Annotated in this window: 10 protein-coding genes and 1 pseudogene; 7 read left to right on the top strand and 4 right to left on the bottom strand. The window is 74.6% G+C overall.

The features are described 5' to 3' along the window. The first annotated feature begins 673 nt into the window (after window positions 1–673). Window positions 674–847 carry a CsbD family protein gene (locus DDQ41_RS10695; protein ID WP_017948441.1) on the top strand — a complete coding sequence of 58 codons (174 nt, stop codon included), beginning with the start codon at window positions 674–676 and terminating at the stop codon, window positions 845–847. Window positions 848–961: 114 nt separating this feature from the next. Here DDQ41_RS10695 and DDQ41_RS10690 read toward each other — a convergent pair whose 3' ends face one another. Continuing rightward, window positions 962–2179, bottom strand: a complete 1218-nt coding sequence (locus DDQ41_RS10690) for an FUSC family protein (RefSeq protein WP_109294287.1) — start codon at window positions 2177–2179, stop codon at window positions 962–964. Between the two features lie 349 nt (window positions 2180–2528). Here DDQ41_RS10690 and DDQ41_RS10685 point away from each other — a divergent pair, with 349 nt between their 5' ends. Beyond that, window positions 2529–3320 (top strand): acyltransferase, encoded by a 792-nt coding sequence (locus tag DDQ41_RS10685; protein ID WP_109294286.1) that lies wholly within the window; start codon window positions 2529–2531, stop codon window positions 3318–3320. Between the two features lie 42 nt (window positions 3321–3362). On the opposite strand, the gene DDQ41_RS10680 is transcribed toward DDQ41_RS10685, so the two are convergent. After that, the gene (locus DDQ41_RS10680; protein ID WP_109297665.1) at window positions 3363–4229 is read right to left on the bottom strand and encodes a DMT family transporter; all 867 of its coding nucleotides are present in this window, start codon (window positions 4227–4229) and stop codon (window positions 3363–3365) included. A 92-nt stretch (window positions 4230–4321) separates the two neighbouring features. Here DDQ41_RS10680 and DDQ41_RS10675 point away from each other — a divergent pair, with 92 nt between their 5' ends. Both DDQ41_RS10675 and DDQ41_RS10670 read left to right on the top strand, forming a co-directional pair. Beyond that, the gene (locus DDQ41_RS10675) at window positions 4322–4894 is read left to right on the top strand and encodes a helix-turn-helix domain-containing protein (RefSeq protein ID WP_109294285.1); all 573 of its coding nucleotides are present in this window, start codon (window positions 4322–4324) and stop codon (window positions 4892–4894) included. Window positions 4895–5003: 109 nt separating this feature from the next. Then, window positions 5004–5561 carry a YbaK/EbsC family protein gene (locus tag DDQ41_RS10670; RefSeq protein ID WP_109297664.1) on the top strand — a complete coding sequence of 186 codons (558 nt, stop codon included), beginning with the start codon at window positions 5004–5006 and terminating at the stop codon, window positions 5559–5561. Window positions 5562–5811: 250 nt separating this feature from the next. Here the strand turns inward: DDQ41_RS10670 and DDQ41_RS10665 are convergent, their stop codons facing one another. Then, window positions 5812–6219, bottom strand: coding sequence for a CoA-binding protein (locus DDQ41_RS10665; RefSeq protein WP_262508423.1), 408 nt, complete (start codon window positions 6217–6219; stop codon window positions 5812–5814). A 355-nt stretch (window positions 6220–6574) separates the two neighbouring features. Between DDQ41_RS10665 and DDQ41_RS10660 the strand changes: the two genes are divergently transcribed. The 3 genes from DDQ41_RS10660 to DDQ41_RS10650 all read left to right on the top strand — a co-directional run bounded on the left by DDQ41_RS10660 (window position 6575) and on the right by DDQ41_RS10650 (window position 12042). Further along, on the top strand, window positions 6575–7201 hold the full coding sequence (locus tag DDQ41_RS10660) for a YigZ family protein (protein WP_109294283.1): 627 nt from the start codon (window positions 6575–6577) through the stop codon (window positions 7199–7201). A 207-nt stretch (window positions 7202–7408) separates the two neighbouring features. Continuing rightward, on the top strand, window positions 7409–8572 hold the full coding sequence (locus DDQ41_RS10655; RefSeq protein WP_109294282.1) for an exonuclease SbcCD subunit D: 1164 nt from the start codon (window positions 7409–7411) through the stop codon (window positions 8570–8572). Continuing rightward, window positions 8569–12042 carry an AAA family ATPase gene (locus tag DDQ41_RS10650; protein ID WP_109294281.1) on the top strand — a complete coding sequence of 1158 codons (3474 nt, stop codon included), beginning with the start codon at window positions 8569–8571 and terminating at the stop codon, window positions 12040–12042. The genes DDQ41_RS10655 and DDQ41_RS10650 overlap by 4 nt, the downstream gene beginning before the upstream one ends. Here DDQ41_RS10650 and DDQ41_RS10645 read toward each other — a convergent pair. Further along, window positions 11987–12274: pseudogene (locus DDQ41_RS10645) on the bottom strand (Lrp/AsnC ligand binding domain-containing protein); the annotation flags it as partial. The gene DDQ41_RS10650 and the pseudogene DDQ41_RS10645 sit on opposite strands and share 56 nt — an antisense overlap. Between the last annotated feature and the right edge of the window lie 426 nt (window positions 12275–12700).

Genomic DNA, 12700 nt, shown 5'->3' with positions numbered 1-12700 from the left:
GCGGTGCGACCCATACGGGGCCCCATACGGGGGCGGTAGCGGCGGTGCAGCCCGCCGCGGGAGCGTCCGGCCGCGGCCTCCGGACCGCGGGCGGTGCGGCCCGCCGGCGTGTGGCGCCCTCCTGCGACGGCCGCGCCGTACGGCGGCGCGCTGTCCGCTGCCGCCGTGTCCGCGCGATCCGCCGTGCCCGGGGATCCGGCATGCCCGCCCGCACGGCAGGCCTCCGGTACTTCATCGCTCCATGCGGGTTCGGGTTCGGGTGCCCGGACGTGCGAACCCCCCCTCCGAGGACCCGGAAGGCGCAGTCACGACGACCTCGAAGGGACCGCACCCGGACGGCCCCGAACCGGTGCCGAGCGGCTCCGATCCCGTACTCCGCGATCCCCGGCCGTCCGCACCGTCACACGGCCCGACGGCCCGACGGCCCGACGGCCCGACGGCCCGACGGCCCCGATCGGACCCCGATCCGGCTCCGCCCGTCGATCCCGAGCCGATCGGACCCCGACCCGGGCCCACCCGTCGACCCCGAACCGTTCACTCATCCGGCGCCCGAGCCACCGGACCGACGCCGCCCCACTGCGCCCGTGTGCCGAGCGTCATCGATTGCGGACCCTGCGTGAGGAGCGCAAGGTGGATATGCAAGTCCACCCCCCACAACGAAGGGACAACCGACATGGGCAAGGCAAAGGCCAAGGCGAAGCAGGCCAAGGGCAAGATGAAGGAATCCGCCGGGAAGGCCATGGGCGACCGCGGGATGCAGGCCGAGGGCCGTGGCGAGCAGATGGCGGGCAAGGCCCAGGAGGCCGCGCACGACGCCGGCGAGCGGATGAGGAAGTCCGGCCGCTGAGCCCGGCCCGCGCCGCTCATACCCGGGGCGGCCGCACCGCACTTCGGTGCCGGTGCGGCCGCCCCGGTGTGCCCCAGCGCCGGCGGTCGCCGAGGCGCCCCCGCCCGCCCCGTCTCACTCCCCGTTCCGCCCCAGACCGCGGCGGACTCGGACCTTCACCTCGTCGAGCCGCCTGCGGCGCGTTAGGCGCTCGCGGGCGTGCCGGTCGAGTTCCTCGATGAGGCGCTCGGACCGCTTCTCGACGTCCAGTTCGTCGAGGATCCGGTCGGCCTCGGCCAGCAGCGCCCCGTGCAGCTGCCAGTTCCGCCGGTCCTCGCGGAGGCCGTCGAGGAGCACCGCGGCGACGCGGTCCCGGCAGGCGCGGCCCTCGGAGAGTTCCTGGGAGAGGCGGGCCTCGGCGTCCGCACCGGCGACGGACATCTGGGTGGTGATCAGGGCGGTGAAGGCCCCGATGGCATCGGACAGATGACCGAACAGGTCCTGTAGCCCCCTGGTCGCGGCAGGCGGGAAGATGGTGCCGGTGGGCTGGGTCTTCGCCAGGTCGGTGAGCGTCCGGCAGGAGACCCGGAGGATCACCGCGCAGATCTCCAGGGTGTCCAGCCCGGTTCTGAGCACGACCCGGGACAGCTCCGGCTCCTTGACCCGTGGATTGAGCCGCAGGCTCTCCTCCGCCTGCCGAAGCGCCGCGTCCACCTGCACGATGTCGTGGTCGAGCCGGCGGGCCTCGTGCAGCCGGGCAGCCGCCCGTGCCACCGGGGTGTGCTCGCCGAGTTCCTCGGCGATGTGCGCCAGCAGGCCCCGCATCCGCCCCGAGAGGTCGTTGATCGCCGCGCTGGCGTCGCCCACCCAGACGGGCGGTACGAAGAGGACGTTGAAGAGCAGCCCCACCACCGCACCGATCAGGGTCTCGAGCACCCGGTCCCAGGCCGTCTCCGTCACCTGTGTCACACCGAGGACGAGCATGGCGCTGATCGCCACTTCGGGCACGAACTCGCCGACCTTCACGAACCGCCCGATCACCAGCGACGCGAGGATCACCAGCCCCAGGCTCCACCAGCTCAGTCCCACCAGGGCGCTGAAACCGATCGCGATCAGCACACCGGCCACGACCGAGTTGACCCGCCGGATGCCGGTGGTGAGCGTCGAGTAGAGCGTGACCTGGACGACGAGCAGCGCCGTCAGCGGTGCGGTCAGGGGTACCGGTTCGCCGCTCAACCGGAGGGCGATGACATAGGAGACGACCGCGGCGGCGGTGGATCGCACCGTCTGGACGACTGCCGGCTCCCGATGGCGCCGTACCAGATCACGCAGGGGTTCGCTGGTTGCTGCCACCCTGGTCCCTTCTCCTCGTTCCCGCGTGTACTCGTCAGCTTCCCGGCGCCGCGTCCTTTTGTTCCCGCGTTCCCGCGTCCTCTCGTTCCCGCGCCCCCGCATCCCCCTCCGGTTCATTCGCCTCCTTCGGCTCCGCCTCCGGTTCACCTTCCTTCGGCTCCGCCTCGCTCCGGCTCGTCGCGGGCACTCGGGTCCTCCCACCCCAGACTGCCGTCTGGACCGCCCCTCGCAATTCCACCCGCAGCGCTCCGCGGCGCTTCCCCCGCGGATCCACGCGCCGCACGGCGTGGGGTGAAGGTCACAGCGCACGTCCCGGGTTGCCCGCGTCCGGGCCCACTAACGTGGCCTGGTGCCGAAGAACCGAAACACGTTCCTCCCGCCGGTCTCCTGGTGGCGGCGACTGGTGTCGCGGGCCGTGCACGCCGGCTGGCGCTGGGTGCGGGAGGCGGGCGCGGTGACGGCGGAGCGGCCCGGCCCGCTGCGCTTCCGTGCCATCGGCGCCGGTACCCGGCTGGCGTTCCCGCAGGGAACGGTGTTCGGGGAGGCGTGGATCGAGCTAGGCGAGCACTGCATCATCGCCGAGCAGGTGACGCTGACCGCGGGCATGATGCCCGGCCTCGACCTCGGACCCGACCCGATCCTCACCTTCGGCGACGGTGTGGTGCTCGGTCGCGGCAGCCATGTCATCGCCGACACCCGGGTGCGGATCGGTTCCGACACGTACTGCGGCCCGTACGTCTACATCACATCGACCAACCACAGCTACGACGACCCGTGTACGCCGGTCGGCAAGCAGTGGCCGCGCGCCGAGCCCGTGGAGATCGGGCCCGGCTGCTGGCTGGGCACGGGCGCCGTGATCCTGCCGGGGGCCCGCCTCGGCCGCAACGTCGTGGTCGCGGCGGGGGCCGTCGTCCGCGGCGAGGTGCCCGACCACTCGGTGGTCGCCGGTGCGCCCGCCAGGGTGGTCCGCAGCTGGGACCCGGTCGAGGGCTGGCAGCCGCCGATGCGGACGCCCGCGCCGCTGCCGATCCCGGAGGGTGTGACACCGGAGCAACTGGTCGCCCTGGCCGGTCTCGCGGATCTTCCCGATCGCGACGATCTCTCCGGTCTCTCCGGTCTCGCCGACCTCGACGAACGCTGACCGGCCGGTGGCCCGGTGGCCCGGTGGGACCGCGGACGGCGGTCAGCCCGTCGCCAGGAGGACCGTCCCGACGAGCGCGAGCCCGGCGCCGGCGGTCTGCACCGCGCGCAGCCGCTCCTTGAGCACGCCGCGCGCGGCCAGGGCGGTGACCACGGGATAGAGCGAGGCGAGCACCGCCGCGATCGCCACCGGGCCCTGCTGCGCGGCGATGGAGTACGTGCCGTTGGCGGCGACATCCGCCAGGCCGACGAAGGCGAGGGCCGGCAGCGAGCGGACGATCAGGCCGGGCCCGCCGTCCTCGGGGAGCAGGCGGCCGCCCCGCTTCACCGAGACGACCAGCGCCGCGCCGCCCACCAGGACATTGGTGACGCGCTGCACGAACAGTGCCAGGAACAGGCCGGTGATCGTGGTCGATGCCTCGGCGATGAGCGCCATCACGGAGCCGAAACCGAACGCGGCGAGCAGGGTCAGCAGGATCGCCTGGCGCTGAACCGGCGCGCCCCGCAGTTCCGGGCCGCCCGCGAGCAGAACGCCGGCGACGGCGACGCCGATGCCCGCGAACTGGAGCAGCCCGGGCCGCTCGCCCAGGAGCAGACCCACCGAGACGGGCACCACGACCCCGAGCGATCCCAGGGGGGAGACGACGCCCATGGGGCCGAGGGCCAACGCCTTGTAGAAACTCAGCATCGCCACCGGGCCGACGACACCTGCCGCCACCGCGTACCAGAGCAGGGGCCCCGCCTCGCTCCAGCCGCCGATGAGCGCGACGATCACGCCGAGGACGGCCACGGCGATGGTCTGCGAGACGACCACGACCGTCAGCGCGGGGGTGCGTCGCGTCAGCAGTCCGCCGCCGAAGTCGGCCAGCCCCCAAAGAAGACTGGTGGCCAGGGCGAACAGGGCTGTCATCGATGCCTCGCAGTACAGTTCGGTGAACAATCGGGTGCACCACACCGTAGTACAGCTGGTTGAACTGGTCTATCAAAAATATTGGACGGAATGTGTCGGACCTCGAACAGCTCACGCAGTCGCTCGCCCGCAACCTGAAGCGCTGGCGCGGCGAGCGGGGTTTCACGCTCGACGCCCTCGCCGCCCGCTCGGGCGTCAGCCGCGGCATGATCATCCAGATCGAGCAGGCGCGCACCAATCCCAGCGTGGGCACCACGGTCAAGCTCGCCGACGCGCTCGGCGTCAGCATCACCACACTGCTCGACTACGACCAGGGACCGCAGGTCCGGCTCGTGCCGCGGGAGCAGGCCGTACGCATGTGGTCCACCCCCGGCGGCAGCTCGACCACGCTGCTCGTCGGCGCCGAGGCCCGTGGCCCGCTGGAACTCTGGTCCTGGACGCTGGCGCCGGGTGAGGAGAGCGCGTCCGACCCCCACCCCGACGGCACCGTCGAACTCCTGCACGTCACATCCGGGGAACTCACCCTCGTCGTCGAGGGGCAGCCGTACACGGTGCCGGCCGGAACCTCGGCGACCTACGAGGCGAACGTCCCCCACGTCTACCGCAACGCGGGCGCCGGGACGGTCGAGATGACCATGGCCGTCTCCATCCCTCCCGTCCGCTGAGGGCCCGGCCGAGGACCCGGCCGAGGACCCCGGCTGAGGACCCGGCCGAGGGGCCCTGTCCGCCGAGAGGTCCGGCCCGGTGGACCCCGTCCGCTGTAGCGTGCCCGTCATGCGCGCACCCATCGGAGACTTCGACGACGCACGGCCCGCCCCGGAGTGCCTCGACCTCCTGGTCGCCCCCGTCGCCGACGCCGTACGGGCCTGGAGCGGTGGCGTCCCGGCCCGGCAACTGCTGTACGTCGACACCGACCCGGCCATCGCCGACACCGCCGTGTTCGTCGAGCACCACGGCGCCGGCCTCCTCTCCGCCTCGGCCAACTGCGTCGTGGTGGCCGGCAGGCGCGGCGGTGCGTCGACCCTCGCCGCGTGCCTGGTCCCGTCCAGGACCCGGGTCGACGTCAACGGCGTCGTGCGCAGGCAACTCGGCGCCCGCAAGGCTTCGTTCGCGCCCATGGAGACCGCGACGGACGAGTCGGGCATGGAGTACGGCGGGATCACCCCGATCGGCCTGCCCGCCGGCTGGCCCCTGCTCGTCGACTCCGCGGTCGTCGGCACCGAGTGGGTGCTCGTCGGCAGCGGCCGCCGCCGCGGCAAGCTGATCGTGCCCGGGAAGGTCTTCGCCGGGCTCCCCGGCGCCGTGGTGCTCGAAGGCCTCGGCACCGCCTGACCGCCTGACCGCCTGAAGGCGCGTCGGTGTTCGGCGCCGAGCGGGGTCGCGGCCCCCGCCCGCATCGCCGGGCGGGTCGTACCCGTTTGTGCCCGTCTGTGTCTGTCTGGGTCTGTCCGTGCCCGCCCGTGCCCGCCCGTGGCCGTCCGTGCCCGCTCGTGCCCCCGGCCGGGCGCCAATGCAGGCCGTCGGCGGGGCTGCACCAGGCGGCCCCCGGTGGGGCCGCGCTTGTGCTCCTCGGAGGACGGCCTCAGTCGAGGAGCGGGATCTCGATCGCCGGGCAGCGGTCCATGACCATGTCCAGGCCCGCGGCGCGGGTCCGCTCGTACGCCGCCTCGTCGATGACGCCCAACTGGAACCACACGGCACCGGCACCCCTGGCCACGGCCTGGTCGGCGACCGCGCCGGCCAGGGCGCTGTTGACGAAGACGTCCACGACGTCGATGTCGAACGGAACGGCGTCGAGGGACGGATAGCCCTGCTCCCCGTGGACCCTCTCGGCCTTCGGGTGCACCGGCACGATGCGTTTGCCGTAGCGCTGGAGCACCTTCGCGACCCCGTAGGCGGCGCGCCGCTCGTTCGAGGAGAGGCCGACGATCGCCCATGTGTCGCCGAGATCGTTGAGGATCCTGCGGACGCTGTCCGTCTCGCTGTGCACGTGCTGCCTCCCTGGTCGTTCGCTCGCCGCGGCGCCGGTCTCCCGCCACTGAGCCGGTCTGGCCGCCGCAATGGGCAACGGCCGGCGGCCCCTCGGCATTCCCGGTGGACGCGGGGAGGCCGCCGACGGCCCCGTACCGCACTGGGGGCCCGGGCCCCCGCGGCGGCCGCCTCCGCGAGCCGTGACGACCGCCCCCCACCCGCCCGGGTCCCCGGCCCCGGGGGGCCACCGACCCCCGCACCAGGCACGCCCCACGCACCGGAAGAATCAGGCGGACCGGAAGGGCCAGGTGGATCAGGCGTACCAGGCACGCCAGGCGGATCCTGCGGACCGCGCGGCGGCATAGGGTGGCGGGATGCAGGAGCAGTACCGGACGGTCGCCCGCGAGGGCGTCCACGAGACCGAGATCAGCCGATCGCGCTTCGTCTGCGCGCTCGCCCCGGCCGCGACCGAGCGGGAGGCGCAGGACTTCGTCGCGCGCGTCCGCCGGGCGCACCCGACCGCCACCCACAACTGCTTCGCGTACGTCGTCGGCGCCGACGCCGCCGTGCAGAAGGCGAGCGACGACGGCGAGCCCGGAGGCACGGCCGGGGTGCCGATGCTGCAGATGCTCCTCCGCCGCGACGTCCGCTACGCCGTGGCCGTGGTCACGCGCTACTACGGCGGGGTGAAGCTCGGCGCGGGCGGGCTCATCCGCGCCTACGGCGGTGCCGTCGGCGAGGCCCTGGACGCGCTCGGCACCGTGACCCGGCGGCGTTTCCGGCTCGCCACCGTCACCGTCGGCCACCAGCGCGCCGGCAAGGTCGAGAACGATCTGCGCGCGACCGGCCGGGAGGTACGGGACGTGCGCTACGGGGAGTCGGTGACCATCGAGATCGGCCTGCCGGACTCCGACGTGGACGCCTTCCGCGCCTGGCTCGCGGACACCACCGCGGGCACGGCCGCGCTGGAACTCGGTGGCGAGGCGTACGGGGACACCTGAGAGTCGGACGGCCCGGTCCGGTGGGACCCGGCCTGGTGGGACCCGGTCCGGTGGGACCGCTCCCGGAACCGGGTGAAAACCGAGGCTCCGGGGGAAGCGGACGACCAACGGCGCTAACGTGGTCGGTGCCGTCCGGTGGGCCCCGAGCCCTGGCCGGGCGCCGGCTTCCGGGCCGGGGAGGGGACACGATCAGGTCGGAGCTGTTTCTTGAGATTTCTGCACACGTCGGACTGGCACTTGGGGCGTACGTTCCACAGGGTGAGCCTGCTCGGCGCACAGCAGGCGTTCCTCGACCACCTGGTCAACACGGCTCTCGCACACGAGGCGGACGCCGTACTCGTGGCGGGGGACGTCTACGACAGGGCCGTACCGCCCCTGGCCGCCGTGGAGTTGTTCGACGACGTGCTGCACCGGCTGGCGGACGCGGGCGTGCCCACCGTGATGATCTCCGGGAACCACGACTCGGCCCGCCGGCTCGGGGTGGCCTCCGGGCTGATCGAGCGCGCCGGAATCCATCTGCGCACCGACCCGGCGGGCTGCGCCACCCCCGTGGTGCTGCGGGACCGGCACGGCGACGTCGCCTTCTACGGCCTGCCGTATCTGGAACCCGCCCTCGTCCGGGACGAGTTCGGCACGGCCGCGGGCCACGAGGCGGTGCTCGGCGCGGCGATGGACCGGGTGCGCGCGGACCTCGCGGAGCGGGCGCCGGGCACCCGCTCCGTCGTCCTCGCACACGCCTTCGTCGCGGGCGGCGAACCGAGCGACAGCGAGCGGGACATCACCGTCGGCGGTGTCTCCGCAGTCCCCGCCGCGCTCTTCGACGGCGCCCACTACGCGGCCCTCGGCCATCTGCACGGCTGCCAGACCGTCAGCGAGCGGGTTCGGTACTCCGGTTCCCCCCTCGCGTACTCCTTCTCCGAGACCCGCCACCGCAAGACCATGTGGCTCGTCGACCTCGGCCCGGCCGGGGAGATCGCCGCCGAGCGGCTGGACTGCCCGGTGCCCCGGCCCCTCGCCCGCATCGAGGGCCGGATCGAGGAACTGCTGGCCGACCCCGCGCTGGCACGCCACGAGACGGCCTGGGTCGAGGCCACCCTCACCGACCCGGTACGGCCCGCCGACCCCATGGCGCGGCTCACCGCACGCTTCCCGCACACCCTGAGTCTCGTCTTCGCCCCCGAACGCACCGGCGGGGCCGCGCCCGCCACCTACGCGGAGCGGGTGCGCGACCGCGACGACCACCAGATCGCCGAGGACTTCGTGACCCATGTCCGAGGGGGCGGCGGCCCCGACGAACTCGAACGCGCCCTGCTCCGCGACGCCTTCGACGACGTACGGGTCGACACCGCCGTCCGCGAGGTGGCCGGGTGAGACTGCACCGGCTGGAGATCACCGCCTTCGGTCCCTTCGCCACACGGCAGCAGATCGACTTCGACACGCTGTCCGCCGCTGGCCTCTTCCTGCTGCACGGACCGACGGGGGCGGGCAAGACGTCCGTCCTCGACGCCGTCTGCTACGCCCTGTACGGCGCGGTGCCCGGCGACCGGCAGGGCCCCGGTACCTCCCTGCGCAGCGACCACGCCCCCGCCGGCACCTGCACCGAGGTGTGCCTGGACCTGACCGCGGGCGGCCGCCGACTGGAGATCACCCGCCGTCCCGCACAGCCCCGCCCCAAGAAGAAGGGCACGGGCGTCACCACCGAGAAGGCGCAGAGCCGACTTCGGGAGTACGACGCCGCGCGCGGCGAGTGGACCGCACTCAGCCGCTCCCACCAGGAGATCGGCGACGAGATCGCCCAGCTCGTCGGCATGAGCCGGGACCAGTTCTGCCAGGTCGTCCTGCTGCCGCAGGGCGAGTTCGCGCGCTTTCTGCGGGCGGACGCCGAAGCACGCGGAAAGCTGCTCGGCAGGCTCTTCGACACCCGCCGGTTCGCCCTGGTCGAGGCACGCCTCGCCGAACTGCGCCGCGCCGCCGAGCAGCAGGTGCGGGACGGCGACGAGCGACTGCTGGCCCTGGCCCACCGGATGGGCCAGGCGGCCGGGAACGCGGCCGGCGCCTGGCCCGCCCCCACCCACCGGCCGGGAGACCCCGGCCTCGCCGACGCGGTGCTGCAGTGGGCCGCCGTGGCCCGCGCGGACGCCCGGGAATCCCTCGCCGTCGCCGCCTCGGCCCGGTCCGCGGCCCGGACCCGCCAGTCCGCCGCCCGGCACGAGCTGGACGCGGAACGGGAACTGGCCGCACTCCAGCGGCGCCACGACGACGCCGTACGGCGGGCCGGGGAACTGGCGGAGCGGCGGCCCGCGACGGAACGCGCACGAGCACGCCTGGAGCAGGCCCGCCGGGCCGAACTGGTCGGTCCGGCGCTGCGGTTGCGCGAGGACGCCGAACGGGAGCACGACTCGGCCGACGCCGCCGCCCGGCGGGTCCGGGCCGCCCTCCCCGCGGCACTGGCCGACACGGGAGCGGAGCGGCTCTCCGAACTGGAGCACGAACTCCGGCAGGAACTGGGCGGCCTGGACGCCGCGCGCCGCGCCGAACTGCGCAGCGCCGGCATCGCCCGCGAACTCGGCGAACTCGACCGGCAGTCCCGCGATGACGACGTGATCCTCCGGGACGCGGAGGGCTGGCTCGCCGACTGGGACACGGTGCGCCGCTCGCTACAGGACCGGATCGAGGCCGCGCAGGAGGCCGCGACCCGCGCCGAACACCTCGCGGGACGGCTGGAACCGGCCCGCCGCCGGGTGACCGCCGCCCGTGACCGCGACGGGCTGGCCGCCAGGGCCGATGCCGTCGAGCACGACCGACGCAGCGCGGGCGAGCGGGCCGGCGCGGCCCGTGAGCAGTGGCTCGACCTCAAGGAGCGCCGGCTCCTCGGCATCGCCGCCGAACTCGCCGCCGGGCTCGCCCCCGGCGAACCCTGTGCCGTCTGCGGCGCCACGGAGCACCCCGCACCGGCGAGGCCGGGCCAGGCCCATGTCGACCGCGCGGCGGAGGACGCCGCCTATGAGGAGTACGCCGCCGCCGACCGCGCCCGCGCCGAGGCCGAACGGGAACTGGCCGTGCTGCGGGGGGCGTTCACGGCTGCGAGGGAGGCGGCGCGCGAGTCGGCCCCCGAGGTCCCGGGTGACGGTGGAGGCCGGCGTGCGTCGTCGTTCGTGTCCGAGCCGGGTGTTCCGTCGTCGTTCGTGTCCGAGCCGGGTGTTCCGTCGTCGTTCGTGTCCGAGCCGGGTGTCCCGTCGTCGTCCGTGCCTGAGCCGGGTGTTCCGTCGTCGTTCGTGTCCGAGCCGGGTGTTCCGTCGTCGTTCGTGTCCGAGCCGGGAGTTCCGTCGCCGTCCGTGCCGTCACCGTCCGCGGCGCCCGACGACCTGCGCGGCGGAGAGGCGGCGGACGGCGCCGGTGAGCCGACGGGCCCGGGCGCTCGGGGAACTCAGGCACCGGCCGGCGGCGCCGCGGAGGTCCGGCGGGACCCCGCCGCCGCCCCGGACCCCACCGCGGTGGGCGGGTCCCCCCGTGCCGTGGCCGTCGCCGAGCACTCAGGCGGCGGCACGGCGGACGCCGCGCCCGCCGACCCCGCCCTCACGGCCCTGGAGGAGGTCGTGGCCCGGCTGGAGCGCGAGCACCGGCAAGCCCACGCGCTGGCGGCCGGGACGCACGACGCCCGCGAGGCACTGGACCGGGCCGAGCGGGAGCACGGCGAGCGGCTGGCGGCGCGGCAGGAGGCCGAACGGCGGGCCGTCGCGCGGACGTCGCGGCGGGAGGCCCTCGAGAGCGAGCAGACCGTGCTGGACGCGGAGGTGGCGCGGGCCGTCGGCGGCAGCGGCACCGTCGCCGATCGGACCGCGCTGCTGGAGCGGCGCATCGCCCTGCTCCACGAGGCCGCGGAGGCCGTCCGCGCGGCGGACACCGCGGCGCGCCGTCTGAAGGAAGCCGACGACCGGCTCTCCGACGCGGCGTTCCGGGCCGGGTACGGCACCCCGGCCGACGCGGCCACCGCGCTGCTGGACGACGCCGGACAGCGCGACCTTCAGCGGCGGCTCGACGCCTGGCAGGCCGAGGAGGCCGCGGTGGCCGACCGCCTCGCCGAACCGGGACCCCGCGCGGCCGCAGCCGGCCCGCCCGCCCGGCCCGAGGCGGCGCTGCGCGTCTTCGACGCCGCCGAGAGCGCACTGCGCGACGCGGTCTCGGCGCTCGACTCCGCCCGGGAACGCTGTGCGGAACTCGACCGGCTGTCGCGTCTGGCCGCGGCCGAGGCACGCCGCCTCGGCCCGCTGCGCGACGACTACGAGCGCGTCGCCCGGCTCGCCGGCCTCACCGCGGGCACCTCCGCCGACAACGAGCGCAGGATGCGCCTGGAGTCGTACGTCCTGGCGGGCCGGCTGGAGCAGGTCGCCGCGGCGGCCACCGTACGGCTCCGGCGCATGTCCGCGGGCCGCTACACGCTGGTCCACTCCGACGCCCGTTCCGGCGGCAAGCGCTCCGGACTCGGTCTGCACGTCGTCGACGCGTGGACCGGCAGGGAGCGGGACACGGCGACGCTGTCCGGCGGGGAGACCTTCTTCGTCTCGCTCGCGCTCGCCCTGGGCCTCGCCGACGTCGTCACCGACGAGGCCGGCGGCGCGCGGCTGGACACCCTGTTCATCGACGAGGGCTTCGGCAGCCTCGACGACCAGACCCTCGACGAGGTGCTCGACGTCCTCGACTCGCTCCGGGAACGCGACCGCAGCGTGGGCATCGTCAGCCATGTCGCCGACCTGCGCCGCCGGATCCCCGCCCGGCTCGAGGTGGTCAAGGAGCGCGACGGTTCGGCCGTGCGGCTGCGGTCGTCCCCGGTCGGCGGCTGAGCGGCCGCCGGGGGAGGGGCGAGGAGTACACGACGCTCGTCGTCACGGCGCCGAGTCCGATCCGGCCCGCGATCTCCTCGAGGTGGCTCATGGACCGGGCGGCGACCTTCAGCACGGAGCAGTCGTCGCCCGTGACACGGTGTGCCTCGAGGATCTCGGGAGTCGTGCCGAGCAGATCGTGGAACGGTTTGCAGCCGCCGTGCGGGTGGCGGAGCCGGACGAAGGCGAGGCTTTCCTTGAGGATCCTCTCTCCCCCCGGCGTCCTTCGCGGCGATGCCCGAGGGCGAGTCGCCCCCGATCATGTACGCGATGTCCCGCCTGGGTCCGCCCGTCCTGCCGCGCCTCATGGACGGCCACCAGGACGTCTTCCTGCGCCCTTCGGGCCGCTCGCCCGGCAGCCCTCATCGCAGCGCGGCGGCACAGCGCTGCGGCCGTGTCCCGGTGCGGGGCGAACGGCACCGCCGTCGCATCCGCCCCCGCGGCGCAGAAGACGGAGCGGACCGCGGGGCTGCCCCACCGGCCGGGGGCGGCTGCCGCCGGTGCCGAGCGGTGCGGCGGCGCTCATCGGGCGCCGCCGCACCACGGGATCCCGCTCGGTCCGGACGCACGGGCGGACCGCCCGGCGGCCCGTGCGTCCGGACCTCGCGGTACGACTCCC

Origin of the sequence: Streptomyces spongiicola (genome assembly GCF_003122365.1) — a bacterium.
GTDB lineage: Bacteria > Actinomycetota > Actinomycetes > Streptomycetales > Streptomycetaceae > Streptomyces > Streptomyces spongiicola.
This window is presented reverse-complemented; position numbering and strand designations above follow the sequence as displayed.